At 38.4% G+C, this 26,136-nt stretch carries 21 protein-coding genes and 1 pseudogene; 11 read left to right on the top strand and 11 right to left on the bottom strand.

The features are described 5' to 3' along the window. A pseudogene (locus E4661_RS03835) lies at window positions 1-354 on the bottom strand (erythromycin esterase family protein); the annotation flags it as partial. Window positions 355-568: 214 nt separating this feature from the next. On the opposite strand from E4661_RS03835, the gene E4661_RS03830 reads away from it, so the two are divergent. After that, window positions 569-802 carry a sulfatase/phosphatase domain-containing protein gene (locus E4661_RS03830; protein WP_240751405.1) on the top strand — a complete coding sequence of 78 codons (234 nt, stop codon included), beginning with the start codon at window positions 569-571 and terminating at the stop codon, window positions 800-802. A 65-nt stretch (window positions 803-867) separates the two neighbouring features. Here E4661_RS03830 and E4661_RS03825 read toward each other — a convergent pair whose 3' ends face one another. From E4661_RS03825 to E4661_RS03810, 4 genes are read right to left on the bottom strand one after another with little or no spacing between them, the layout of a single operon-like run. Continuing rightward, window positions 868-2,412 carry a hybrid sensor histidine kinase/response regulator gene (locus E4661_RS03825; RefSeq protein ID WP_136465492.1) on the bottom strand — a complete coding sequence of 515 codons (1,545 nt, stop codon included), beginning with the start codon at window positions 2,410-2,412 and terminating at the stop codon, window positions 868-870. A 1-nt stretch (window position 2,413) separates the two neighbouring features. Next, complete coding sequence (locus E4661_RS03820; protein ID WP_168796322.1) at window positions 2,414-2,965, bottom strand: chemotaxis protein CheB; 552 nt, start codon at window positions 2,963-2,965, stop codon at window positions 2,414-2,416. 16 nt (window positions 2,966-2,981) lie between these two features. Continuing rightward, on the bottom strand, window positions 2,982-3,809 hold the full coding sequence (locus E4661_RS03815; protein ID WP_136465490.1) for a CheR family methyltransferase: 828 nt from the start codon (window positions 3,807-3,809) through the stop codon (window positions 2,982-2,984). Continuing rightward, window positions 3,809-7,648, bottom strand: a complete 3,840-nt coding sequence (locus tag E4661_RS03810) for a response regulator (RefSeq protein ID WP_136465489.1) — start codon at window positions 7,646-7,648, stop codon at window positions 3,809-3,811. The genes E4661_RS03815 and E4661_RS03810 overlap by 1 nt, the downstream gene beginning before the upstream one ends. A gap of 422 nt (window positions 7,649-8,070) precedes the next feature. Between E4661_RS03810 and E4661_RS03805 the strand changes: the two genes are divergently transcribed. The 8 genes from E4661_RS03805 (at window position 8,071) to E4661_RS03775 (ending at window position 15,618) form a co-directional block, all read left to right on the top strand. After that, a complete protein-coding gene (locus tag E4661_RS03805; protein WP_136465488.1) occupies window positions 8,071-9,555 on the top strand; it encodes a xylulokinase in 1,485 nt (494 codons plus the stop codon). Between the two features lie 2 nt (window positions 9,556-9,557). Then, window positions 9,558-10,883: a xylose isomerase gene (xylA, locus tag E4661_RS03800; protein ID WP_136465487.1), complete on the top strand. Its 1,326-nt coding sequence runs from the start codon at window positions 9,558-9,560 to the stop codon at window positions 10,881-10,883. A gap of 9 nt (window positions 10,884-10,892) precedes the next feature. Next, complete coding sequence (locus E4661_RS19605; protein WP_313779100.1) at window positions 10,893-11,033, top strand: hypothetical protein; 141 nt, start codon at window positions 10,893-10,895, stop codon at window positions 11,031-11,033. Between the two features lie 3 nt (window positions 11,034-11,036). Continuing rightward, window positions 11,037-12,509 carry a sodium:solute symporter gene (locus E4661_RS03795; protein WP_313779098.1) on the top strand — a complete coding sequence of 491 codons (1,473 nt, stop codon included), beginning with the start codon at window positions 11,037-11,039 and terminating at the stop codon, window positions 12,507-12,509. Between the two features lie 33 nt (window positions 12,510-12,542). After that, window positions 12,543-13,562: a LacI family DNA-binding transcriptional regulator gene (locus E4661_RS03790; RefSeq protein ID WP_136465486.1), complete on the top strand. Its 1,020-nt coding sequence runs from the start codon at window positions 12,543-12,545 to the stop codon at window positions 13,560-13,562. A gap of 75 nt (window positions 13,563-13,637) precedes the next feature. Beyond that, window positions 13,638-14,159, top strand: a complete 522-nt coding sequence (locus tag E4661_RS03785; RefSeq protein ID WP_136465485.1) for a 5' nucleotidase, NT5C type — start codon at window positions 13,638-13,640, stop codon at window positions 14,157-14,159. Between the two features lie 62 nt (window positions 14,160-14,221). After that, entirely contained in the window at window positions 14,222-14,893 is a 672-nt protein-coding gene (locus tag E4661_RS03780) for a carboxylesterase family protein (RefSeq protein WP_240751404.1), read from the top strand. Then, window positions 14,893-15,618, top strand: coding sequence for a M15 family metallopeptidase (locus E4661_RS03775; protein WP_136465484.1), 726 nt, complete (start codon window positions 14,893-14,895; stop codon window positions 15,616-15,618). Before E4661_RS03780 ends, E4661_RS03775 begins: the two co-directional genes overlap by 1 nt. Here E4661_RS03775 and E4661_RS03770 read toward each other — a convergent pair. The 3 genes from E4661_RS03770 to E4661_RS03760 all read right to left on the bottom strand — a co-directional run bounded on the left by E4661_RS03770 (window position 15,615) and on the right by E4661_RS03760 (window position 18,555). Further along, complete coding sequence (locus tag E4661_RS03770) at window positions 15,615-16,727, bottom strand: THUMP-like domain-containing protein (protein WP_313779093.1); 1,113 nt, start codon at window positions 16,725-16,727, stop codon at window positions 15,615-15,617. The two genes, E4661_RS03775 and E4661_RS03770, sit on opposite strands and share 4 nt — an antisense overlap. Window positions 16,728-16,800: 73 nt before the next feature. Further along, window positions 16,801-17,901, bottom strand: a complete 1,101-nt coding sequence (locus E4661_RS03765) for an AI-2E family transporter (RefSeq protein WP_136465482.1) — start codon at window positions 17,899-17,901, stop codon at window positions 16,801-16,803. A 3-nt stretch (window positions 17,902-17,904) separates the two neighbouring features. Then, window positions 17,905-18,555: a DUF4159 domain-containing protein gene (locus tag E4661_RS03760; RefSeq protein ID WP_136465481.1), complete on the bottom strand. Its 651-nt coding sequence runs from the start codon at window positions 18,553-18,555 to the stop codon at window positions 17,905-17,907. 39 nt (window positions 18,556-18,594) lie between these two features. Between E4661_RS03760 and E4661_RS03755 the strand changes: the two genes are divergently transcribed. Then, window positions 18,595-19,377: a DUF1223 domain-containing protein gene (locus E4661_RS03755; protein ID WP_136465480.1), complete on the top strand. Its 783-nt coding sequence runs from the start codon at window positions 18,595-18,597 to the stop codon at window positions 19,375-19,377. Here E4661_RS03755 and E4661_RS03750 read toward each other — a convergent pair. The 3 genes from E4661_RS03750 to tsaD all read right to left on the bottom strand — a co-directional run bounded on the left by E4661_RS03750 (window position 19,374) and on the right by tsaD (window position 21,499). Further along, entirely contained in the window at window positions 19,374-20,078 is a 705-nt protein-coding gene (locus E4661_RS03750) for a 16S rRNA (uracil(1498)-N(3))-methyltransferase (protein WP_136465479.1), read from the bottom strand. The two genes, E4661_RS03755 and E4661_RS03750, sit on opposite strands and share 4 nt — an antisense overlap. Then, window positions 20,079-20,408: a TfoX/Sxy family protein gene (locus tag E4661_RS03745; protein WP_136465478.1), complete on the bottom strand. Its 330-nt coding sequence runs from the start codon at window positions 20,406-20,408 to the stop codon at window positions 20,079-20,081. A gap of 62 nt (window positions 20,409-20,470) precedes the next feature. Next, window positions 20,471-21,499 (bottom strand): tRNA (adenosine(37)-N6)-threonylcarbamoyltransferase complex transferase subunit TsaD, encoded by a 1,029-nt coding sequence (gene tsaD / locus E4661_RS03740; RefSeq protein ID WP_136465477.1) that lies wholly within the window; start codon window positions 21,497-21,499, stop codon window positions 20,471-20,473. 150 nt (window positions 21,500-21,649) lie between these two features. Here tsaD and E4661_RS03735 point away from each other — a divergent pair, with 150 nt between their 5' ends. Continuing rightward, the gene (locus tag E4661_RS03735) at window positions 21,650-26,017 is read left to right on the top strand and encodes a translocation/assembly module TamB domain-containing protein (protein WP_240751403.1); all 4,368 of its coding nucleotides are present in this window, start codon (window positions 21,650-21,652) and stop codon (window positions 26,015-26,017) included. The last annotated feature ends 119 nt before the right edge of the window (window positions 26,018-26,136 follow it).

Genomic DNA, 26,136 nt, shown 5'->3' with positions numbered 1-26,136 from the left:
AAATTCCAAGGCATTTGACCAAACTCCCCAAATTGCGTTATTGAAACCTTTGGCCGTAAAACCACTTTGGTTCATTTTCCAGATGTCATACATGGAAGATTCCATGGAAATTGTCGTAAATCCCAATTCTTGGTGCAGATACTCTACAATACGGGCTTTCATCTCAAATATGTTCCCGTACATGTGTGTATGTTCACCGAGCATTACGAGTCGTTTTCCTTCCAGTTCGTCCTTTAAAAATGATAAATCGTCAACTTCCTTTGATTCAGGAGCCAGCAATGGGTAAGTTTTTATTTCCTGTGATTGAAGCGTTCCAATACATAGGAACAAAAAAATAATGTTCAGTCTTTTCATGAAAGTGATCGGTTTACCACAATAGTAGGCGTTTCATTTTTGAAAAAAATCCATATTAACATGGATTAACAGAAAATTAAAAAACATTGGCAGTTTTGTACGAGAATTGTACCTCAGACAAAATTTTACAATGTTCAATCATATACAATCATTAATTTGGAAAGCATGTGGCCTTTAACACTAAAAATAGTATTATGGTTATCCGGACTTCCATATGGTAAAAAAACAATACGGAGTCAGAACAAAACGGTATAAGCTTATTCATTTTTATGATGATATCGACTCATGGGAATTTCATGATTTAAAGCAAGATCCCCAAGAACGCTACAATGCGATTGACGACCCAAAATATTCCAATCAGGTTAAATTGATGCATCAAAAGTTGGATAGCCTACAAGCGCATTATCGGGTTGGGGAAAAAGAGTTTGAAAAGGCCCCCTTCAGATGAGGTCAAAAAAGCTTATGAATCTTTTGAAAGATTGCGGGGAGTTCCCATGTCATAAGAGCGATGATTTAAACAGGCTTTTCCTCATGTATCTGTGAAATAATGTGTTTAAGCATATTTTCGACTGGTGGTTTTTCATAAACGCCATCCATTCCAGATTTTTTTGAAAGCTTTTGAACTTCATCGTTGATGAGACCGGTCAATCCAAAAACAGGAATGTCTAGCCCCATATTTCTCATTTGCTTGACCAAATCATAACCGTTGATTCCTGGCATGTTTATGTCGGTAAAAACCAAATCAGGATTGATTTCATTTACCTGTTCTAGAAGCGCCTCTCCATCTTCGAGCATGGTTATGTTTCCTCCAACTTTACTGAATACCACTTCAGTAAGTGTGCGCATCAAGATATCATCATCTACCACCACAATATTCAGTTTTTCATCACTGATTGAGATTTTTTGTTCATCAGTTTGTTGTATTATGGTTTCTTGCGGACCTAGTTCTTTTATTGGAAGCACAATTTGAAAACATGAACCAACACCAACCTCACTTGTAACCGTGATTTGGGCATTATGAGCATCAAGTATCTTTTTCACGATCATAAGCCCAAGCCCAGTACTTTTCTCGCCTGCTGTGGATTTAACCGACGTTTGCGCAAAAGGATTGAATAGGATATCAATTTCGTTGTCAGGAATGCCCTGTCCTTCATCTGTGATTGAAATTACCAAATCACCTTTTTTCACAACAGCTTCAAGAAATATTTTGGTGTCTTTATGTGAGAATTTGACAGCATTACTAATCAAGTTATTGAGTACTTGGCTCATTTTATTTCTATCAAAGGCTGCTTTAAGGTCGTCTACTTTAATTTTTTTGACCAGTTCGATACTTTTTTTATTTGCAAAGACTTGATTGAATTTGATGTTGGATTCCAAAAATGAATTTACCCCAACCATCTCTTCAATCAATTCAATATTTCCAGATTCCATTTTGCTTATGTCAAGAAAATCGTTGACTAGGTTCTGGGCAAATTTGGTTGACACCACGATGTTTTCCAGTTCTTGGATTTTAGAGGAATCTTTTAAAGTCGGTTTTAGTTCCGTGAGCAATGATTTGGAATAAAATTCGATAATCGCCAATGGATTCCTTATATCATGGGCAGCTATTCCCAAAAACTTGTTTTTAAGATTGTTCAAAGCTTCGAGTTCTTGGTTTTGATGCTCCAGTGCTTTCTTTTGATTATAAAGAGTCACAAAAATATCGACCTTGGCGGATACAATGTCTGGGTCCAGAGGTTTGTATAGATAGTCCACCGCTCCCTCGGAATAACCTTTGATGACATATTGTTTCTCCTTATTTATTGCCGTGGCAAATATTACAGGAACATGTTGGTTTTCTTTTTTACTCCTGAAAATCTCAATGAACTCAAAGCCATTCATTTCTGGCATTTGAACATCGGTAATCACCAAAGCAAACTCGTTGGCCCTTGCTAATTTTAAGGCTTCATTGCCACTTGTTGCGGAAATTATTTCCCGATCTTCCTTTTCAATGATCTGTTCTAGGGAGTACAGGTTCTCGACAAGGTCATCAACAATAAGAATTTTGGCTTTGTCCATTTTAAAAATATTTTGCAACTGTGTTATGGATTTGGTTGGTTGGCACTATGTGATCTACTTTTCCCAGTGCCTCAATAGCGGCGTTGGGCATTGATTGGGCGAAGGCTTCTGAAGGGTCTTGAACAATGATTATCCCTTTTCTTTTTTGTACCCAGCGCACCCCGTCGGCGCCATCAGAATTTGCACCACTGACGATTATGGCAATAAGTCTATCCTTTAGATGATATGAGAACGATTCTAAGGAAACGTCCGCCGAAGGTCTTGAAAACTTAACTTTTTCACTAAGATCAAGGCTCAGGGTCATTTCTTTTTCCAGCATGCAATGGTAACCTGCGGGAACCATATAAATGGTTCCTTTTTCCAGATTTGTTCCATGTTCCACGGTCATAACTTTTACATTTATTTTTTTATCCAAGTATTTAGCTAGATGGTCCTGAACATCAACCTTTCTATGCAATACAACTACAATGGCAACTCCCATATCGGGTTCAAGGGACAACAGAAAATGCTCCAACACGTTTATTGCACCAGCCGAACCGCAAAAGAGTACCACTTTGAATGATTTCCGGTTATCTTTTTTTTCTGTATATCTTGAGTTTACCATTGATTATTTCCAATTCGTTTAAAATAGGTGAGAAGACCGCACTTTCCTTAGCTCCCAAAATCAAAAATCCGCGTGGAGCCAAACTGTCAACGAACAAGCGTAAAACTCGATTTTGCTGCTCTGATGTTAGATATATAAAAACATTACGACACATAATCACTTGCATTTGATTAAAGGAAGTGCCATTTACCAAGTTATGTTTTGAAAAAAGCATGTTTTGACCCAGCTCTTTGTTCATTTTGATTTTGCCATAGTGTGCTACATAATAATCTGATAGGGAAAATTCACCACCTGACCTTAAATAGTTTTTTGAGTATTCCTTGATTTCCTTCAACTCATAAATTCCTTTTTTTGCCTTGGACAAGGCTTCAGAATTAATATCGGTGCAATATTGAACTGACCTTTTCAGAAGTCCCTGTTCTTTTAAAAGTATAGCAAGGCTCAGGGGTTCTTCACCTGTAGAGCATCCGGCGTGCCAAATGTTGATTCTTGGGTAAGTTTCCAAAATTGAGAATACCTCTTCTTTCAAAAATTTGAAAACTTCAAAATCACGAAACATTTCTGTGGTGTTCACCGTAATTTCATTTAAGAGGTAATCATCGCTCACGCCATGGTTTGCCAAAACATATTTGAAAGATGTGAACGAATCACAGGTATTGAGTTTCATCAATCGCAACACTCTTCTTCTCAACGATTCTTGTGCGTATCCCGAAAAATCAAGACCGTACAAATTATTGGTGATTTGAATAAAATCTGCCAATTCGGTTTCTGTTATTTCCAGTAGTGCTTCCATTAATTATATAACCATACTTTTAATAGGGACAATAGTTTTTCTACATCCAAAGGCTTGGACATATAGTCGCTCACACCTGCTTCCAAACATTTCTCACGATCTCCTTTCATAGCTTTGGCAGTCAAAGCAATAATCGGAAGCTTTGTATTCCCCATGTCCCTGATTTTCTTGGTTGCCTCATAACCATCCATTACGGGCATCATTATGTCCATTAATACGGCATCAAACTCCCCATTTTGCACTTCTTCAACTGCTTCGGCCCCATTGGTTGCAACAGTTACCTGTACTTGTTCGGCTTCCAGAACCGTTTCCAATGCATAGATATTTCGCATATCATCGTCCACAATTAGGATTCGTTTTCCTTTGATGATATCTTCTGAATTAAATTCCTTTGGAGGTAAAACAGGATATTCTGTTTGTGTAGAATTGAGCATGTTCAAGAAAAGTTCGGTTTCCTCAGAAAGACGATCATAAGATTTGTTGGTCTTTAATACCACAGAGGTGTCCTTGTGGCGCTCAATTTGTTTCAACTCTTTTTTGGTCAATTCCCGACCTGTAAAGACAATGACCGGAGTTTCTTTTTTCTGTGTTTTTAATTCACTCAATAATTCAATTCCGTCTACATCTGGCAGGCCTAGGTCTAGAACAACCAAATCAGGTTGCTCATTTTTGAACAACTTTCGGGCATCTTTGGCGTTTTTAGCCGCTACTGCTTCCAAGCTCTTACTTTTTACCATTTCTTGAAGCGCTTGGTTGTTAGATTCATCGTCTTCGATAATAAGGACCTTCTTTACATCTGCTCCATCGGTCTTTTTTGATATCATGGAGAATGTATGTTCTAAGGTTTCGAGGGCAATGGGTTTTATCAAGTATTCAACAGCCCCCATTTCCAGTCCCAATTTGGTTTTATCCACTCCGGACATAATATGAACTGGAATATGAGCATGTTCTTCGCTTGCTTTTAATTTTTTGAGTACCGTCCAGCCATCCATTACAGGAAGCTGCATATCTAAAATGATGGCACTCGGATGGTATTCTTCAACATGTTCAAGGGCTTTATCCCCTTGATCCGTAACTAATACTTTAAAACCATTTTCCCGAGCTTGATCTAAAAGCACTTTCGCAAACTGTAGATCGTCCTCTACAACCAATAGGATTGTGTCATCCTTTTTGAGTTGGTCACGATCATCCGCGATGACTGCTTCAAGTTTTTTACCCTTTGGATTGGAATCCGTTTTGGTTTCCTCTACTTGTGACGTACTTTCCTTTTTAGAATCAGTGGTTTCCTCGGTTTCCATTTCGTTTTCGACCTTGTGTTCTTGTTGAATCGCTTCTGAGCTATCGAATGGAACGTACAAGGTAAAGGTGGAGCCTTTTTCCAATTCGCTTTCAACAAAGATTTCACCTCCTAAGAGCTTTACCAGTTCTTTGGAGATACTCAGGCCAAGTCCGGTTCCGCCATATTTTCTTTGGGTAGTTCCATCTTCCTGTACAAAGGCCTCGAAAATGGAACTTAGTTTTTCTGGCGCTATACCGATACCCGTATCTGTAACGGAAATCTGGAGTACACTTTCATTTTTGAGCAATGAAGGATTTGTGAATTTTGGAAGAGTTTTACTGTTCTTGAAATCCAATGTCACAGTACCTTTCTGACCTGTAAACTTAAAGGCATTGCTCAGTAAGTTTTTGATGACCTGATTTAAACGTTGTTTATCTGTGACAAATGTTTTTGGCAGTGAGTTGTCGACGTTTAAAACAAAATTCACTCCTTTATCCTCGGCAATGGCCATAAAAGCCTTTTTGCTTTCCTCTGCGTACCCAAACAAGTCCTGAGTTTCAATTTCCAGTTCAATTTTACCTGATTCCACTTTGGCCAGATCGAGTACTTCATTGATCAAACTGAGAAGGTCTTCTCCTGATTTATTTATGATTTGAGCGAACTCTATCTGCTTGTCAGTGAGGTTATCGGATTTATTGTCTTTCAACAGTTTTGAAAGTATAATGACGCTGTTTAAAGGAGTTCTAAGCTCGTGTGACATATTGGCCAAGAACTCGGATTTGTACTTTCCGCTTTTCTCAAGTTCTTCAGTTTTGATGACCAAAGCGGCTTGGGCTTGTTCCAAAGCGGCATTTTTTTCCACCATGTCCAAATGTTGTTCCTCAAGTTGTTGGGCCTTCTCTTCTAACAGTACATTGGCCTTTTCCAGTTCTTCTTGTTGTTGGCGCAATTCTTCTTCAGATGCTTGTAATTGGTTGGCCTGTTTGGTCAACTCTTCATTGGAGACCCTAAGTTCTTCCTCCTGGGCTTCAACAATTTCCTTTTGTTTTTGGACCTCAAACTGAATTTGTTTTTGTTCTGTAATGTCTACAGCTATTTTTAAAATTTTGTATGGACTTCCACATGGGGCAAGTATTGGATTGTATGATCCTTGAATCCATACGGGTTGTCTATCCTTTCTTCGTCTTTCAAATTCTCCTTGCTCAAACTTGCCATTTTTGAGTTCTTTCCAGAAATTCTTGTATTCCTCCGATTTGGCATAGTTGTTTCCTACAAATATTTTATGATGTTTACCCTTGATTTCTTCTAGGGTAAAACCCATTAAATCTAGAAACAAATCGTTGGCTGTAAGTACATGTCCATCCAAATCAAATTCAATTGCCGCATTTGACCGGTTTATAGCAGAAATTTGATTGTTTACCTCCACGGATAATTCCTCCGTTTTAACTCTTTCAACAACACCTTTTATGATAATGCCAATTGATGAGAATATTTCGGTGATAAACTCATGTTGAGCTTCATTGAACTTGTCCACCGTGCCAAATTCCATAACACCAATAACTTCTTTATTGTGTTTAATTGGTATTATAGCTATTTCATTAGGAGGTGTTTTTCCGCAACTGGAGTTAATTCCTAGGTAGTCTTCCGGAATTTCATTTAGGTAAAGTATCTCTCCTTCAAGTGCACATTGACCTGCTAATCCTTCCCCTATTTTCAAGCTAACGGGTAATTCTTTTGTGTTTTTAAAGGCATAACTCCCGTACAATTTCAATTCGTCCGAATCGTCTTCGAAAAGATGTTCAGCCAAATAAAAAGTACCGACAGATGCTTTAAGTAGTTTGCTGATTACACCACTCAATATTGTGGTAAGAGCGGTTATATCTTGCACGCCCTTTATAGAATCATATACTTGTGAAACCGAAGTTTTAACCCAGGTTTGTCTTTCGATTTCTACAGTTCTGTTTTCAATTTCTTTTTGTTGTTGAATTTCTTCAGTGAGATCTCGAAACACCCCCGTCCATATTTTAGTGTCATTTACATGGACTTCGGTGATGGACAAATGAGCGGGGAATAGGGTTCCATCTTTTCTTTGACATGTAACTTTTTGATTCTTGCTGGTATGTTGGATTTTTTCCAATCCTTCATTGTATACTTCAGATGGATTAGACAAAAGCATACCGATATTTTTACTTCTGATTTCTTTGAACTCATATTGAAATAGCTTCTCAGCTGTTCTATTATAGGATAAGATGGTCCAATCTTGTTTTAAGGTTACTATGCCATCTGAGGCATCTTTAAGAATGGCTTTGTTTTTGGCGTCATTTTGCAGGAGGCGTTGTCCTGCATAAAACATTTTAGTAATACTTCTATAAGCATAGGTTCCGGTAACTAATATAGAGACCAGCAGAAAAGACGCCACTATCCAGGTTGATGTGGTAAATGAGTCTTGACTCAACCATAAGATTAAGGTAGATAAAAGTATGAAGGCCGATAGGGAAGAACCCACAATCAAACCGACAGATTTTTTTAGCCTTTCTTGAGAGGAAATTGCTTTGTGCATGGAATACGTATTTAATGCTATTGTTTTTATTTTTCATATGTGTCTCGTAGTCCAATATGCTAGCAGAAACGGATGTATAATGTTATGTCATAATAGTATTATTTAAATGTAGGTTTTTACCTACAACGAAAAATATAGAGAATTTGTATGCCTCTACCCAAAATTTTAAACTTTTAAGAAACCTATTAACTATAGAAGAATGGATGATTGGATTGTAATTACGAAAAAAGAACGAAAACCTTTGCGAAAATTTTTCGCTAAAATCAAATCAATTTAAATAATTGATTTTCAGTAATTTAAAATAATGTTTGAATATGTGCTATTATTCATGAGGCTTTGTTGTTCGATTGATTTCTTTAACCAAACTATCATTTGGGTCTAACATTCTTTACATTTGAGTAAGTCCAATAACTTAGAAATCAATGTATTATTTAGGTATAGATTTGGGAAGCTCATCCGTGAAAGTAGCCCTTGTTGAAAAGTCTACAGGAAAAAGCATTGAGGTGGTCCAGAAACCTGAAAAAGAAATGGTCATTCACTCACCGCAAAAGGGATGGGCAGAACAAGCGCCAGAAGATTGGTGGAAATATATATGCGATGGTATCAAACAACTAAAAACCAACCATAATATTTCCAAAAAAAATATAGAAGGAATTGGCATAGCCTATCAAATGCACGGTCTTGTGCTACTTGACGAGAACGGAACTCCTTTACGAAAATCGATAATTTGGTGCGATAGCAGAGCTGTAAAAACTGGAAATACGGCGTATGATCAAATTGGAACTCGAAAATGTGATGAACACTTATTGAATTCTCCCGCCAACTTTACAGCGTCCAAACTAAAATGGGTTAAGGAGAATGAGCCGGAAATATTTGATAAAATCCATAAAGTCATGCTACCGGGGGATTTTATCGCGTATAAATTATCTGGAATGATGAATACTACTATTTCTGGATTGTCTGAAGGCGTTTTTTGGGATTTTATCAATGATGAAGTTTCGAAGGATGTTTTAAACTATTATGGTTTTAAAAAAGATTTAATTCCGGATGTTGTGGATACATTCGCCAATCAGGGAGAGCTTTCTAAGACTGGAGCCAACGAAAGTGGACTTTTGGAGGGCACACCTGTTTTATATAGAGCTGGGGATCAACCTAACAACGCTTTGTCCTTAAATGTCTTCAACCCTGGAGAGATAGCCGCTACCGGAGGAACTTCTGGAGTAGTTTATGCAATCACGGATAATCTTTCGGTAAAAGAAACTTCACGGATAAACAACTTTGCCCATGTCAATTATGCCATTGGCAAGACAAGAAATATAGGAAAACTACTTTGTATAAACGGAGCAGGTATACAATATAGATGGCTGTTAAATAATCTTCAGGCTTCCTCCTACAAAGAAATGAATCAACTGGCCAACGAGATAGAGATTGGATCAGATGGTTTATGCGTCATTCCCTTTGGGAATGGAGCTGAACGTATGCTTTTAAACAAAGATGTCGGAACGCGAATCGTTAACTTGGATTTGAACCGCCATTCCAAAGCCCATGCTTGTAGGGCAACCCTAGAAGGTATTGCATTTGCTTTTGTATATGGAATGGAAATCATGGAGTCGGATGGTATGGACTCTAAGATAATTCGTGCGGGGAATGATAATCTGTTTAGGTCAGGAATTTTTGCAAAAACCATTGCGACCTTGACCCAAAAAGAAATTGAAATATATAATACGACCGGGGCAATTGGAGCCGCAAGAGCTTGTGCAATTACGTTGGAAGGATTCGAAACCTTTTCAAAATTTATGAAAAATGATTATGTAAAAACCTATAAGCCTTTAGAGGATGTTACATCTTATAAAAAAGCGTACAATAACTGGAAACAAGAACTTGAGCTAATCATAAACAATAGTTAATCATGACACTTATTGGAGATAAAGAATTTTTTAAAGGAATCGGAGAAATCAAATATGAAGGCCGGGATTCGGACAACCCTTTGGCATTCAAGTACTATAATCCAGACCAAGTTGTTGCTGGAAAACCCATGCGAGAACATTTTAAGTTTGCCATGGCGTATTGGCATACCTTATGCGGAACCGGGGGTGATCCTTTTGGGCCAGGAACCAAAAATTTTCCATGGGTAACAAGCACGGACCCCATAAAGGCCGCGCAGGAAAAAGCGGATGCAGCCTTTGAATTTATGACAAAAATGGGCTTTGAGTATTATTGTTTCCATGACTATGATTTAGTGGATGAAGCAGATACTTTGGCAGAATCCGAAAACCGTATTCAAAACATAGTTGAATATCTGCAACAAAAACAGAAGGCCTCTGGGGTCAAGTTACTTTGGGGGACATCCAATTGTTTCTCGCATCCCCGATACATGAATGGAGCTGCCTCCAATCCAGACTTTAATGTTGTGGCGCGAGCAGGAGCACAAGTAAAGATTGCTTTGGATGCAACCATAGCCCTTGGTGGGGAAAACTATGTTTTTTGGGGAGGCCGTGAAGGGTACATGTCTTTGTTGAACACAGATATGAAACGGGAACAGGACCATATTGGTCGTTTTTTAAACATGGCAAAAGACTATGCCAGAGGACAAGGGTTTACGGGAACTTTCTTTATTGAACCAAAACCTATGGAACCTACAAAACACCAATACGACTTTGATGCCGCTACTTCTATAAATACGATTAGGGAATATGGACTGGAGAATGACTTTAAACTGAATATAGAAGTCAATCACGCTACATTGGCCCAACATACTTTTCAGCATGAGCTGCAGGTTGCCGCTAATGCCGGAATGTTAGGAAGTATTGATGCAAATAGGGGAGATTACCAAAATGGATGGGATACGGACCAGTTCCCCAATAACGTTCTTGAAACGGCCGAAGCTATGCTTGTATTTCTTAAATCAGAAGGACTCCAGGGTGGAGGGATCAACTTTGATGCTAAAACAAGAAGAAACTCAACCGATTTGGAAGATATCTTTTTAGCCCATATTGGAGGTGCTGATACTTTCGCAAGAGCTCTTTTGGTTGCAGACATGGTATTGAAGGAATCACCATACCAATCTCTTTTGAATAAAAGATACGCATCTTTTGACTCGGGAAAAGGAGCAGAATTCTCAAGTGGTAAATTAGCATTGATGGATTTGTATGATTATGCAAGTGAACAGGAAGAGCCTGAACAAATAAGTGGCAAACAAGAATTGTTCGAGAACATTTTGAATCAATATACCTAAGAAGTTTTTATGGAATCAATTTTGGAAACAGCCGATTGGTGGGTGTTGGCTGCCTATCTTTTGGCACTTATAGGAGTAGCAGTTTGGGTAGTGCTTCAGAAGAATAAAAACACTGAAGATTATTTTTTAGCTGGACGAAATGTAGGTTAGTTTGTGATAGGGGCTTCTATTTTTGCTTCCAATATTGGCTCGGAACATGTTGTGGGGTTGGCCGGAACAGGAGCTGAATCGGGGATGCCCATGGCTCATTATGAGTTGCACGCTTGGATTGTATTACTCTTAGGGTGGCTGTTTTTGCCATTCTATTTCCGCAGCAAGGCCTTTACCATGCCAGAGTTTCTGGAAAAACGATTTGACAGTCGATCAAGATGGTTCCTTTCCGTTTTTTCATTGGTGGGTCATGTGATTACCAAAGTATCCGTGACCATATATGCAGGGGGCATCGTAGTTTCCGAACTTTTGGGAATTCCATTTTGGTATGGTGCCATAGGTATCGTTGTTTTCACAGGAGCTTATACAGTTATCGGCGGTATGAAGGCTGTCATTTATACCGAAACCTTACAAACCGTTATTCTAATTGCTGGATCGCTGATTATTACTTATTTGGGATTGCAAGAAGTTGGAGGGTGGCAAGAACTTCGTTTAACCGCTGGAAGCGAACATTTTAATATGTGGCGACCTATTTCCGACCCCGATTTCCCTTGGACAGGAATGCTGATTGGGGGCACTATTGTGGGGGTATGGTACTGGTGTACCGATCAATATATTGTACAACGCACATTAGCGGCCAATAACATAAAAATAGGCAGAAGAGGTGCCATTTTTGGGGCCTATCTTAAACTGCTGCCCATTTTTATCTTTTTGATTCCTGGAATTATTGCCTTTGCTCTTGCAAAGCAAGGCGTACTGACTTATGAAAGAAGCGACGAGGTTTTTCCAGTTTTAGTGAAAACACTGCTCCCGGTTGGGCTTAAAGGCTTGGTTGCTGGTGGGTTGATGGCTGCATTGATGAGTTCCTTAGCTTCCGTTTTTAACTCATGCTCCACAATTTTTACCATAGATATCTATAAAAAGCTAAGACCATTCACGGAGGAAGTCAAATTGCTCAGAATAGGTAAGATTGCTACCTCAATTGTGGTTGTTTTGGGAATTATCTGGATTCCTATAATGGAAAAAATAGGGGGAGGCGTACTTTATCAATATTTACAAAGTGTTCAATCCTACATAGCACCGCCCATTACAGCGGTCTTTTTACTTGGGATTATATGGAAAAGGGTAAATTCCAAGGCGGCCATAGTTACGCTGTTCTCTGGTTTGGTGGTGGCAGCATTGCGAATTCTGGCTGAAATTTATCAAGAGGAACTATCAGGGGCTCTTTTATCCTTCGCAACTATAAACTTTGCCCATATGGCCATTTTCATGTTCATTTTCTCGGTCACAATTTGTGTTGGGGTAAGCTTGGCGACTAACCCGCCTGATTATTCTTTAATCAAGGGATTAACCTTTGGAACATTATCAGAAGAAGATAAACAACTAAATAAAGAAAGCATAACAATGATTGATATAGTACTTTCGTTGGCCCTTGTTGCTGTTGTTGTGTTTATCCTTTCTTACTTTACTGGATAAAAACGCGTTTTTGGATTGTAAAATCAAATGGTTATGAAAAAATTGACGTTGAAAGATATTGCTTCGCACTTCGGAGTATCCATATCCACCGTTTCAAAATCATTAAAAGACAGTCCGGAAATCAGTAAAAAAGTTAAGCTAAAAATAAGAAGGTATGCAAAAGAGCATCACTACAAGCCCAATCGTGTTGCTCTTAATCTATTGAGTAACAGCACAAAAACCATCGGAGTAATCGTCCCGAATATATTAAATTACTTTTTCACTCAAGTTTTTTATGGAATAGAGCAATCCGCCAATGCTAGGGGGTACAATATAATAAGTTGTATTTCAGACGAATCGTATAAAAAAGAACTTCAAACAGTTGAGTTATTGGGGTCTGGCATTGTAGATGGGTTTATTTTATCACTATCGGAAGAAACCCAAGCCAAAGATAATGTTAAACATATTAAGAATATCATGGAAAGCCGGATTCCTATGGTACTGTTTGACAGGGTGACAGACAAAATCAATTGCGATAAAATAGTGGTTGATGATTTTGAGGCAGGATATAACACCACCCAATTCTTGTTGAAAACTGGATGCAAAAAAATAGCTATCATCTCTGCCATTTATAACTTAAGTGTAGGACGTTTACGGGTAGAAGGATATAAAAGAGCATTGGAGGAAAGAGGTATGGTCTATGACGAAAAAAACGTGGTGAAGGTGGGTAAAAATGATGACCTTCAGCTTTTAATTTCACTTTTACTGGATAATAATGATGTGGATGCTATTATAGCCTTGGATGAGATTACGGCAGTAGACACATTGAATATTTTAAAACTAAAAGGGGTAGATGTCCCTGGTAAAATATCCATAGTGGGGTTTACTAACGGAAGATTGTCTAAATACGTGTCACCTGCATTGACCATGGTAAGTCAACATGGCAAATACATCGGAGAACTCGCAGCCAATATTCTTATAGATCGCATTGAATACGATGGGGAGATGTCTTATACTACTAAGTTGGTAAAAACCAGTCTCATTGAGCGGGATTCTACTAAAAAGATGGGTTAACTTTCGATTATCTTTATCGATAACAATTTGTAATTACCTTATTTTTTTATTCCTTCGACCCTTAAAATCTTTGGTATGACCTTGTTTGTAGATATGGACGAAGTACTGGCAGATACTTATTTGACCCACTTGGACCTATATGAAGAAAAATATGGCGTACGGCTAGATCTCGCCAATTGTAAGGGTAAGGAAGCTTGGGAAAGCGTGCCTAGTGAACATCATGATGAAGTTATGAAACATGCTTGGCAGGTTGGTTTTTTCAGAGATTTGAAACTTGTCGAAGGAAGCCAAGAGGTAATGGCCGAACTCGATAAAAAATATGAGGTATATATTGCTTCAGCGGCTATGCAATTTCCCAATTCACTAAAGGAAAAATCGGATTGGCTGGATGAATTTTTTCCTTTTATTCCTTGGCAGAGAAGAATATTGTGCGGACATAAATACATATTGAAAGGGGATATTCTGATTGATGACCGAGCTTATAATTTGGAGAGTTTTGATGGGCGTTCCATTATGTTTACTTCCCCGCATAATATGAACATGAACGGATTTGAACGCGCAAATACTTGGGACGAAATCGCAGATAAACTTTTGTAACTTGGGGCATGCGATTATTTAGGATGTTCAAAGTCTTCACTCTTTTCATAATATTTTTTTTATTGGAGGGGTGTACTGCCCAATCTCGACTTATAGAGGATGAGGTCAGGACAGTAAATAAAGAAGACCTAAAATACTACCTGTATTATCCCCAAGGATATGACTCGGAAACAGATAAAGACTTCGGTCTGCTACTTTTTCTTCATGGAGGTGGCGAGTCTGGTGGGAATTTGGAGGAAATCAAGGAAAATGGCCCTCCGAAATTGTTGGTAGAAGGTAAGCAATTTCCATTTTTGGTTTTAGCTCCGCAGAATCCCCACAAGAAGAAGTGGTGGAATACCGTGGCAGTCATGACATTATTGGATACTGTAATTCGGTCCAATCGAGTAGATAAAAAAAGAATATACTTAACAGGGTTGAGTAGGGGAGGAAGTGCAGCCTGGGAGCTTTCCACCCAATACCCCGATAGATTTGCCGCTATGGCAGTTGTCTGTGGAATGGCACCCTTACCTTATGCTCATTGGATTGATAAAAAAATGCCGATTTGGGTGTTTCATGGAGATGAAGATGAAGTGATTTCTGTGGAAGAATCCGATAAGATGGTGGCTAAACTGAAACAGATGAACTACAATGTGAAATATACCAGATACGAAGGAGTTGGACATAATTCGTGGAGTAGGGCATACACCAATGATTCACTGTATACATGGTTCAACAAGCAAAAACAGGATTGATGAAAAAGTTATTTTTGGTCATTTTAACAGTGATTTTTTGCTCCTGTAAGCAAAAAGCTGACAAACCTGTTAATGCCGCTGCAGCTGTTACAAAATCCATTGATGAAGTAGTTGCGGATAGCATCTCCGTAGAACCTGTACATAAAAGAGTTTTAAAATCATTTGAAGGTTTGGCAGATACAACTTTCGTAAGATTGGCCGACTATTCGGATGACTTTGTCTACGATATGAGATATGCCACAGAAAACAACTTTTTAAAGGCAAAGGTGTATGATTGTGCCGAATGTTATACTCGTGTAAAAACTGCAAAAGCACTCATAGAGGCCAACAAGGCCTTTATGGGCAAAGGGACAAAAATTAAGTTTTTTGATTGTTATCGCCCAAATTCAGTACAGTATAAAATGTGGGAAATCGTGCCTAATCCCCAATATGTGGCAAATCCGATCAAGGGATCAATACATAATAAAGGTGGAGCCGTTGACATCACATTGGTAGACTTGGATGGCAATGAATTGCATATGGGAACAGATTTCGATTTTTTTGGGAAAAAGGCATATCACGATAATTTGGATTTACCGCAAAACATTCTCGATAACAGAAAATTGTTAAAAGAAACTATGGAAGCTTTTGGGTTTTGGTCTATCAGAACGGAATGGTGGCACTATAATCTATCGGCAGCTTCCAATGATAAAGTTGCCAATTTTAGATGGGATTGTGAAGATTAAACTTTTTTACAAATCAATACGATCAACTTATCATTTAAATCTGTAGTGAAAAAAAGATAATTCTCCCCTCCATCTTTGATTTTATGTTTTTTACGAATTTCTGAAATCGACATTGGAAAATTTCGAGTAGTTATGTTGGCCTTTTCAATTTTTAAGTTCTTCAAAACTTTTTTGGAATAAGAAAGAGAAGTCTCAATTTGAAACCTTCTTCCAGGAAAATCAATTAATTCGGTTGAGGTGTATAAGTGTGAGTTCTGATGTAACTTTTTAATACCAAATGCTCTTGCAATGGACTTAAAAGCTCCGGATTTAAGTATGGCAGCATTAGGCTCATACAAGAAGGTTTCTGGTGAAGCAAATTCAGATGTGAGTTTGTGCTCATCTTCAAGCTGAAAATCAAAAACTTCTTCCCCTTTCTCTACTAAATTGACAGCCTTGACCTGTATATCTCCTTCAAATTCTAGCTCCATTACAAATAGTACTTCTTTGACTTCATTCCGTATTGCTACCACATGGATTTCTTTTACATAGTCAAGTTCTTTTAATCCCTGGGAAATATCAAAAAGGGGAGAAGTCTTGACAAGTACATTGGCAGTTTTTTCAAAAATTGTGGAAAGTGATTCCGTTAAATCTGGGATACAATCCTTGAGTAAAAAAACTTTTCCTTTGCTATCGTTTCGGCGTGAAGGATCAATATAGACCCAATCAAATTTTTGACTGGATTTTTTTAAATAGCCAATACCATCTTCAGAAAAACAATGAATGTTTTCTCGTCCCATAACTTCAAAATTATGATGGGCGATATCACTTAAATTATTGTTGATGTCGCAATGGAAAACTTTATCGACTTTTTTTGAAAAGTAATAGCTGTCAACTCCAAAACCTCCCGTCGCATCTAATAGTGTTTTTCCGCTTACAAGTTTTGCTTTATAACATGCCGTTTGTTCTGAACTGGTTTGCTCAATGTTCAGTTTATTTGGGTAATAAATACCAGAAGAATTAAACCAAGTTGCGAGCTTTTCTTTGCACTTTTTTTTGGCTTCGAGCTGCTCGGCAAGTTCCTTTTGGGAAATACCTTCAAAAATCGGTTTTTTTAATAAAACTGACACGATGTCAGTACTCCAATTTTTATTTATAAAATCTTGTACACCAGTATTTAATATCAATTTATTCAAACTGATACTATAAGTTTTTTGTAAGCTTTTTCACAACGGAATTTTCTGCTAAAAACTCCTTTAAAATAACCTTTATGGCCGTGTATGCCGGTACAGCAACTACCATTCCAACAACCCCAAAAATGAGTCCCGCAATTATAATCACCAGAAAAATTTCCAAGGGATGAGATTTCACACTTTTTGAAAAAATAAAGGGCTGCGAAAAGAAGTTGTCAATCAATTGACCGATGACCAAACCAATTAAAACATAGGTGGCCTTTGGTAAAATAACCGTGCTGAAATCCGCCCCTAAATAACTCGTCATTGTAAGTGTCACCATAATCACACCTCCTATAATCGGACCGATGTAGGGAATGATGTTAAACAGTGCGCAAAGGAATGCGATGACTATGGCATTTTCAACACCGACAATCAGTAAGGCAATTGTATAAATTACAAATAAAATGAAAAGTTGAAGTAAGATTCCGGCAAAATATCTCGAAAGCAATCCATTAATTTTGTCAACTGATTTTACCAAGTTACTTTCTTTATTATCCGGAACAAAAACGAGCATACCATTTTGAAACAGTTTGCTATCCTTCAAAAAGAAAAATGAGATGAACAGCACTGAGAAGAGACCAATGCTGAAATTGCTCAGAATATTCAAAAATGAATTAAGGAAGTTGGGTATAAACCCAAGATCAAGCCCTTCCAAAACATTTTTTTCCAGGTTGGAATCGTGAATCAGGTCGTTGACCTTATCCGTTGAAGCTCCAAAGTATTCCAAAATCTGTAGGTATAAGGTGTTGACATCGGCCTTTAAAGCTTCGATGTCCAACAGCGAAAGATTCTTACTCTGTTCAGAAATAAGCGGGATAAAAAGCGCAAGAATACCTAAGAATATGCTGAGCATAAAGACCATTGCCGCCATCACCGCCAAGGTATCTGGAAATTTTAATTTTCTTTTTAGAAAAATAACAATGGGTCTGCCAAGCAATGCAATTACGGCGGCTATTGCAAGATAGGCCAATACGGACTGTATCTTTAGTAAAAAATACCCTAAAAGAACCACGCCTGTAATTATGGCTACAGCTCTCAGTATTCCGTTGGATATTACTTTTGAATTCATAGGTTAGTTTTTAAAAACATATTCTACAATATTAGCACCCATTTGCAATGCCTTTAATCTTACTTCTTCTGGGTCATTATGAACCGAAGGGTCTTCCCATCCATCACCAAGATCACTTTCAAAAGTAAACAATAAGAGTAATCTTCCCTTGTCAAAAATCCCTAGGGCTTGTGGCCTTTTACCGTCATGTTCGTGTATTTTCGGAAGCCCTTCGGGGAAAGAAAAATGCTGGTTGAAAATAGGATGGTCCGTTCCGAGTTCTTCCAGTTTTTTTTCTGGAAAAACTTTTTCCAACTCTCTTTTCAAATAGGGTTCCATTCCATAATTGTCATCCACATGTAAAAATCCTCCGGAAAGAAGGTAGGTTCGCAAGTTTTGAGCTTCTTCATCCGAAAAGAAAACATTTCCATGCCCAGTCATGTGAAGATAAGGGTATTGGAAAATAGAGACACTCCCGACTTCCACTGTTTCTGGCGCTTCATTGATTCTAGTATCGATATTACTATTGCAGAATTCGATTAGATTAGGTAGAGCAGTTGGGTTGGAATACCAATCTCCCCCACCTCCATATTTTAAAATGGCTATCTGCTGCGCATCGCAATGGCCAATCACAAAAAAAGTTAAAAAACAGCCCAAAAGGGTAAGTTGTCTCATGCCGATACGAATAACTAAGAAGTCAAAAGTACAGTATTCATGATTAAAAAAATCTTAATTCCTTCGTTTGTATTTTTTGGAATGTCCTTGGTGGCACTTTATACTGCTAGGGCAGAAGATAAAGTGGAGATGGAAAAGAAAGTTGAAAGTGGGAGCTATGAACCTGTGGTGGTACTAGAGCTTTTTACCTCTCAAGGGTGTTCAAGTTGCCCACCGGCCGATGTGTTGTTGGAAAAAGCAAAGAAACAATACCCCGAGGAAATCTTTGCGTTGTCATATCATGTTGATTACTGGAATTATATTGGTTGGGAAGATCCCTATAGCAAGTCGGTCTACACAAAAAAACAGACATATTACAATAGAAAGTTCAAATACCGAAGCAATTATACCCCGGAATTGGTTGTAAATGGCAAGGAGCATTTTGTCGGATCCAACGGTGCGAAACTTATTGCTAAAATTTCTGAATATGGAGATAAAAAAACGGACAACAAAGTTGCGTTTAAAAATATAATTGCCACAGATTCCCGCGTTTCTTTTGATTTTGACGTGGAAGGGAGCTTGAAAGATAAGCAGCTTCGGACGGTTCTGGTTTTGGATGAACGCACCACAGTTGTGAAAAGAGGTGAAAATAGAAACCGAACTTTAAGGAACAGCAATATTGTGGTTACTGAAAAGTATGTGCCCTTAAAATCGCCTAGCGGAAAATCTTCAATTGAAATTCCAAATATTGTGTCAAAGAAAGACCGTTTAACGCTAATGATTTTAGTTGAAGGAGACAACCTTGACATTACCGCTGCCGCAAAAGCCTCAGTGAAACTTTAATTGTTGATAATGGAAACGGTGGTGCAGGCCACAACGGCAGCGGTTTCTGTTCTTAAGCGGGTGTTGCCCAATGCAACGGGAACATACCCTTTCTCCAGAGCAAGAGCAATTTCTGAAATGCTAAAATCGCCTTCGGGGCCAATAAGAATGGTAACGTCTTTGTCGGCCGCTACGCGTCGCTTGAACTCCATTTTTTCTCCTTCACCGCAATGGGCTATAAAATTTAACCCCTTCGTTTGCTGTTCCAAGTATTGTTTGAAGGAAATTGGAGGATTCAGTTTAGGCAAAAAAGTTTGAAGAGACTGTTTCATCGCTGATTGCAACACTCTTTGCATCCGTTCCAATTTTAGGGTCTTTCTTTCGGAATGTTCACAAATTATAGGTGTGATTTCATCCACGCCAATCTCGGTGGCCTTTTCCAAAAACCATTCATAGCGGTCGTTCATTTTGGTGGGAGCAACCACCAAATGCAGTTTGTAACGCTTAGGAATGCTCTTATCTTCAGAAATAATCTGGGCCTTACACTTTCTAATATCGGCAACAAGTATTTCTGCCTCAAAAAGATAACCCTGACCATTGGTGATATACAATATGTCACCTTCTTTTTTGCGAAGCACCTTAATAATGTGTTTGCTCTCCTCTGCCGAGAAAAAAAATTGCTTAAAACTGTTGTCTAAAGATGGGTTGTAGAAAAGTTGCATTTATTTTAATTTACTTTTTGCATGTTCCAGCCCCAGTTCTATCCAGTTTTGAAGTTGTTCTTCGGTTTTAAAACCTTCAGGGGAAACAAATATGAACTCTTTCATGGGTTTGCCGGTAAAATCCATGGGTCGAACAAATTCCTGCTTCAAAATAGCGGGCATTTTTGAATCAACAACCCTAACCATTAAATCATCTTTTACCGGGCCAACAGTCATTTTTCCTTGAAATAGGAAGGCAACGCCTCCAAACATTTTCTTTTCGGTAAAGTCTTCAGGAAAAAGAGTTATTGCTTGTCGAATTCGTTTCGCCAATTCTTCGTTATAAGCCATACTCCAAAGTTAAAGATTCAAGGCTAAAAATAAGGTTCAAATTCAAAGCTCTTGGTAATGAGTTAACTCCCAATGGCGTAGCGAGCTTTTGCTGCCACCTTTTGGTCGGTGAACTTTCCTTCGAGAAACTTTAAGTATCCCACAATGCCAATCATGCCTGCATTGTCGGTGCAATATGAAAACTTGGGAATATAAGTGGTCCAACCCATGGTTTCTTCAGCTTCTTTAAGTCGAGCCCTGATTCCCGAATTTGCAGCAACCCCACCGCCAATAGCAACTTGTTTTATTCCGGTCTGTTTCACCGCAAGCTTTAGCTTGTCCATCAAAATCTCCAGAATGGTATGTTGTACAGAGGCACATATATCCTTTATATTGGTAGCAACAAAATCCGGATCTTTCTGGGTTTCACGTTGAAGGAAATACAAAATACTTGTTTTTAACCCGCTAAAACTGAAATTAAGGCCATGAACCTTAGGTTTGGGAAAGGGGTACGCATTAGGGTTTCCTTCTTTTGCATGTTTATCAACTAAAGGACCACCTGGATAGGGAAGGCCCATTAATTTGGCACTTTTGTCAAAGGCTTCTCCCACGGCATCATCCAAAGTTTCGCCCAGCACTTCCATATTAAAATAATCATTGACCTTTACAATTTGGGTATGTCCGCCACTAATGGTCATTCCCAAAAAAGGGAAGCGGGGTGCGGTCATGCTTTCATCTTCTATAAAATGGGCCAATATGTGGGCCTCCATATGATTTACTTCGATTAGGGGAATATCAAGACCCAAAGCCAATGATTTAGCAAAAGAGGTTCCCACAAGTAGAGATCCCATTAGACCAGGACCTCTGGTAAAGGCTATGGCCGATAGTTGTTTTTTGTCGATATTTGCTTTGGCCAAGGCTTGATGTACTACTGGAACAATATTTTGTTGATGCGCCCTAGAAGCCAATTCTGGAACAACACCTCCATATTGTTTGTGTATTTCTTGTGTGGCCACCACATTACTCAATACTTTTGTATTGCACAAAACGGCTGCAGAGGTATCGTCACAAGAAGATTCTATTGCAAGGATGTAATTTTTTTTGGATGCCACTGATTTTGGAACAAAAATTGGTCGAGCAAAGGTAAAACATAAAGCCCTATCAGAAAACTTCGGAAAATACTACTTCGTCTACTGTTGGCAATTTTGCTGATAATGGTCTTGGGCTCACTAATACTTTCCCTTCCGGTTGTGCAAACCAAGATGGCTCGGTATGCTACTGAATCACTGAATGAAGAATTTGGCACCAATATTCATATTGATCGTTTGGGATTGTCCCTTTTTAACCTGAATACAGGTATTAAGGGTATTTATGTTGAGGATTATAAAAAAGATACTTTAGTCTATATCAGAAAGCTTTCAACCTCCATTTTAAACGTTCGAAATATGATAAATGGAAAAATGGAATTTGGAGGTATTGACGTTGATGGACTGTTCTTTAATCTGAAAACCTATAAAGGTGAAAGAGATACCAATTTAGATGTGTTCGTTGACAAACTGGATGATGGTCAACCAAGGGCACCTGGGACACCGCCATTTTTTATGTCTTCGGATGAGATCCAGATTTCCGAAGGAAGGTTTAAGCTTTCAGATGAAAACTTGGAAACAGTAGAGGCGTTGAATTTTAACAATCTCGAAGTTTTGGCGTCTGAATTTCAGGTTTTGGGACCCGATGTTTCCCTTAACATTGAGGATTTATCACTCATGAGCAAAAGAGGCCTTGCCCTTGAAAAGCTTTCCACAAATTTTAAGTATACCAAACAGCAAATGCGGTTTGACTCATTAAGAATCAAAACCAAAGAATCGGTGTTAAAGGGAGATATGACCTTTAGTTATAATCGCGAGGATTTGGCAGAATTTATTGATCGTGTTCAAATTGAAGCGGATTTCGACGAATCTAGTATTGCATCAAATGAAATTAACCACTTTTATGATGAGTTTGGTAAGAATAAGCAGTTTTCCTTATCAGGAAGTTTCAGTGGGGTACTTAATCAGCTAAAGGCTGAAAATCTTTTTATTCAATCTGAGAATACGGGTATACGAGGCGATTTCGAATTTTATAATATGTTCAGCAAAGAGGCTCCATTTGTAGTGAGGTCTGAGATGAAGAATCTTAGCTCGAGCTATTATCAGTTAAGGTCTATTTTGCCCAATATTCTTGGCGAAAATATCCCCCCATCCCTACAAAAGTTGGGGCAGTTTACTATTCGAGGTGATGCTGAAGTGACAGAAACCTCTCTAGATGTGCAAATCAACCTGAATACAGGCTTGGGAGATAGTTATGCGGATCTTCAAATGACCAATGTCAATAACAATGATGACGCATCGTACATTGGATTTATTTCCCTTATTGATTTTAATTTGGGAAGTTTTGTGGAAGAAGATCAATTGGGGTTGGTCACATTGGATGTGAATGTAGAAGGAAAAGGTTTTATAGCTGAATACCTGAACACAGAGGTTATTGGAGAAGTGTATGAGTTGGAATACAATGACTACACCTATAAGAACTTTAGGGTTTCTGGAATATTGAAAGATCAACTTTTTGATGGATCCTTGGTGAGCAATGACGAAAATTTCAAGTTTGACTTTAAAGGGCTTGCAGATTTTGGATCTGATGAGAACAAATTCAACTTTATCGCTTCGGTTGATCATGCTGATTTGAAAAAGCTCAATTTCATAAGTGATAGCGTTTCCATTTTCAAGGGAAATTTGAATATGGATATAGAGGGCAGTACACTTGATAATATTATTGGTCAAGTCCGATTTTCGAACACTACGTATCAAAATATAAACCAGACCTATTACTTTGAAGATTTTGCTGTTTCTTCTTCGTTTAACAGAGATACGGTAAGAACCATTGAAATAAACTCACCCGATATCATTACAGGTTATGCCGAAGGGAAGTTTAAGGTCAATGAGCTTGGTAGACTGATTCAAAATTCAATCGGAAGTATTTATACCAATTATAAACCCTATGAAATATCGGAAGGTCAAGAACTCAACTTTAACTTTAAAATTTATAACAAGATTGTTGATGTATTCTTCCCAGAAGTGATTTTTGGACCTAATACCTTTATTAGGGGTAATATTGTTTCAGACGAAGGAGACTTTAAGCTTACATTCAAATCGCCTAGTATCAAAGCTTATGGGAATGAGCTGGATAATATAGAACTGAAAATCGATAATAAGAACCCACTCTTTAACACTTTCGTTTCGGTAGACGACATGTCAACCATCTATTATGACGTAAAAGATTTCAACTTGATCAATACGACCTTGAAAGACACATTGTTCTTTAGAACCGAATTTAAAGGAGGAAGAGGATATGACGATCGCTACAATTTGAACTTTTATCACACTTTCAATAAAGAAAACAAATCCGTAATCGGTCTTAAAAAATCAGATATCAACTTTAAGGGCAACACTTGGGTCCTTAACAAGGATGCAAATAATAAAAACAAAGTCATTATAAATAGGACCTTGGATAGTATCCGGATTGAAGATGTTGTTATGGACAATGAAAACCGAGAGCAAATTCGGTTAAGGGGTGAACTGGCCGATTCAACCTATAAAGATCTTGACCTTCAATTTAAGATTGTATCCTTAAACAAAATTACCCCAGCAGTGGATAGCCTAAAGTTGGACGGTTCCATCGATGGTTTCTTGAATATTTTACAAAAAGACGGCAAGTACCTACCAACATCTAGCCTGAATATTGTTGATTTTAGTGTTAATGATAGGCGTTTAGGCGATTTGGAAATAGGAATTTTTGGAAACAACGACCTTACCCAGTTTGGGGTGAGTACATGGCTCAACCAAAATGGTAACGAGATCATGAGTGTAAACGGGAAAGTCACAAATGTAAACAACAACCGCGAGCTTGATTTGGCGGCTAATTTTACTGGCTTTGATTTGGAGCCCTTTAGCCCTTTGGGAGAAGATGTCATTTCCAATATCAGGGGTAAATTGGATGGTTTTGCAAAAATAACAGGGCCTGTTTCCAACCCGTCGATAAATGGTACCCTTAGTTTGAATGACGCTGGCATGGGTATTCATGAAATTAATGTAGATTATGATTTTGCCCCATACTCAAGAGTTCGTCTATTTGATCAGACTTTTTATTTTGAGAACATACGCCTTTCTGACGTAGCTGAGGGAACAAAGGCGACCTTGGATGGCACAATTAATCATACGGGTTTTGGTGATTGGTCTCTGGATTTGGATGTCGATACCAAGAACAATCGTTTTATGATTTTGAATACAGGGTACGAAGAAGAAGCGCTCTACTATGGTACTGGCTTCATTAATGGTACAGGTAGTATTTATGGCTCAACCGATGCTCTCAATATTTCTGTAGATGCTACCACAGCAAAGGGAACTTCGCTAAAGATTCCTTTGAGCGACGTTACAAGTGTTGGTGATTATTCTTTTATCAATTTTATTGAAAAAGGAAGCACCCAATCTTTTGATTCTGAGCGTACATTGCAAGACTATCAAGGATTGGAAATGGCTTTTGACTTAGCAGTTACCCCAGATGCCGAGGTAGAAATCGTAGTAGACCAAAATACAGGCAGTTCTTTAAAGGGAACGGGAGAGGGAATTTTGCTGATAGAAATCAATACCAATGGTAAGTTCAACATGTATGGTGAGTTTGTCGCGGTCACGGGAGAGTACAATTTCAAGTATGGGGGGGTAATCGACAAAAAGTTTAAGGTACGTCCAGGTGGGAACATTATTTGGGAAAGAGATCCTTTGGCAGCGCAGCTTGACTTGGAAGCGGTCTATTCGCTTAATGCCAACCCGGCCCCTCTTTTGGACAATCAGGGCTATAGAGGTCGAATTGCCACAGAGGTGGTAGTTCGTCTAGATGGAGAGTTGGAAAACCCCAATATCGCTTTTGATATTGATTTTCCAGGAGCCAATTCTGTAATTCAATCAGAGTTGGAGTATAGACTACAAGACCCCACGGTCAAGGAACGGAATGCCTTTTTTCTTCTTGCACAGGGCACTTTTGCCGACGAGACGGGAATCAATCAACAAGCGGTAACAGGAAATTTGATACAAACAGCCTCTGGGTTGCTCAATCAAATTTTAGCTGGGGATAATGATAAATTCAATTTGGGTCTTTCGTATGAACAAGGCTATATAGATCCCAATGCTGATGTTCAAACCGAAAACAGAATAGGGGTTACTGTTTCTACTCAGATTTCTGACCGCGTTTTGGTAAACGGTAGGGTAGGGGTTCCAGTAGGTGGAGTTTCTGAAACGGTTGTTGCCGGAGATGTGGAAGTTCAGGTTTTGCTGAATGATGAGGGGACTTTGAGTGCCAAGATATTCAACCGAGAAAATCAAATCCAACAATTTTTACTGGAAAGACAGGGGTATACCCAGGGTGTGGGTCTTTCATATCAGGTAGACTTTAACAGTTTCAAAGAATTGATGCAGCAGATTTTTAAGAAAAAACAAAAAGAAAAAACACAGATTCCGACCGTTCCTGAACAATCGACCGAGGTGATGGGAAAGGACAGTTTAATCCGATTTATCCCTAAGAAAAACACAATCAAAAAATAGGCCTCCTAAAATTACATTTTTCACAATTTTCCCCTATTAATTTTACGAAAACGTTTGCGAAAACCATTGAAAATAAATTAGTTAATAAGTCATTCATAAATTAAATAAAGTTTCCTAGT

The organism is Flagellimonas onchidii, assembly GCF_004804315.1.
Lineage (GTDB): Bacteria > Bacteroidota > Bacteroidia > Flavobacteriales > Flavobacteriaceae > Flagellimonas > Flagellimonas onchidii.
The sequence above is the reverse complement of the archived record's forward strand: the minus strand, read 5'-3'. Positions and strand labels throughout refer to the sequence as shown.

What these genes read in the sequence shown, in the direction of transcription:
- E4661_RS03735 (WP_240751403.1), top strand. Translation starts at nt 21,650, where the DNA reads ATGGCTCGGTATGCTACTGAATCACTGAATGAAGAATTTGGCACCAAT.
- E4661_RS03830 (WP_240751405.1), top strand. Translation starts at nt 569, where the DNA reads ATGGTAAAAAAACAATACGGAGTCAGAACAAAACGGTATAAGCTTATT.
- E4661_RS03750 (WP_136465479.1), bottom strand. Translation starts at nt 20,078, where the DNA reads ATGCAACTTTTCTACAACCCATCTTTAGACAACAGTTTTAAGCAATTT.
- E4661_RS03755 (WP_136465480.1), top strand. Translation starts at nt 18,595, where the DNA reads ATGATTAAAAAAATCTTAATTCCTTCGTTTGTATTTTTTGGAATGTCC.
- E4661_RS19605 (WP_313779100.1), top strand. Translation starts at nt 10,893, where the DNA reads ATGGAATCAATTTTGGAAACAGCCGATTGGTGGGTGTTGGCTGCCTAT.
- E4661_RS03805 (WP_136465488.1), top strand. Translation starts at nt 8,071, where the DNA reads ATGTATTATTTAGGTATAGATTTGGGAAGCTCATCCGTGAAAGTAGCC.
- E4661_RS03745 (WP_136465478.1), bottom strand. Translation starts at nt 20,408, where the DNA reads ATGGCTTATAACGAAGAATTGGCGAAACGAATTCGACAAGCAATAACT.
- E4661_RS03765 (WP_136465482.1), bottom strand. Translation starts at nt 17,901, where the DNA reads ATGAATTCAAAAGTAATATCCAACGGAATACTGAGAGCTGTAGCCATA.
- E4661_RS03775 (WP_136465484.1), top strand. Translation starts at nt 14,893, where the DNA reads ATGAAAAAGTTATTTTTGGTCATTTTAACAGTGATTTTTTGCTCCTGT.
- E4661_RS03810 (WP_136465489.1), bottom strand. Translation starts at nt 7,648, where the DNA reads ATGCACAAAGCAATTTCCTCTCAAGAAAGGCTAAAAAAATCTGTCGGT.
- E4661_RS03760 (WP_136465481.1), bottom strand. Translation starts at nt 18,555, where the DNA reads ATGAGACAACTTACCCTTTTGGGCTGTTTTTTAACTTTTTTTGTGATT.
- E4661_RS03785 (WP_136465485.1), top strand. Translation starts at nt 13,638, where the DNA reads ATGACCTTGTTTGTAGATATGGACGAAGTACTGGCAGATACTTATTTG.
- E4661_RS03825 (WP_136465492.1), bottom strand. Translation starts at nt 2,412, where the DNA reads ATGGACAAAGCCAAAATTCTTATTGTTGATGACCTTGTCGAGAACCTG.
- xylA (WP_136465487.1), top strand. Translation starts at nt 9,558, where the DNA reads ATGACACTTATTGGAGATAAAGAATTTTTTAAAGGAATCGGAGAAATC.
- E4661_RS03790 (WP_136465486.1), top strand. Translation starts at nt 12,543, where the DNA reads ATGAAAAAATTGACGTTGAAAGATATTGCTTCGCACTTCGGAGTATCC.
- E4661_RS03815 (WP_136465490.1), bottom strand. Translation starts at nt 3,809, where the DNA reads ATGGAAGCACTACTGGAAATAACAGAAACCGAATTGGCAGATTTTATT.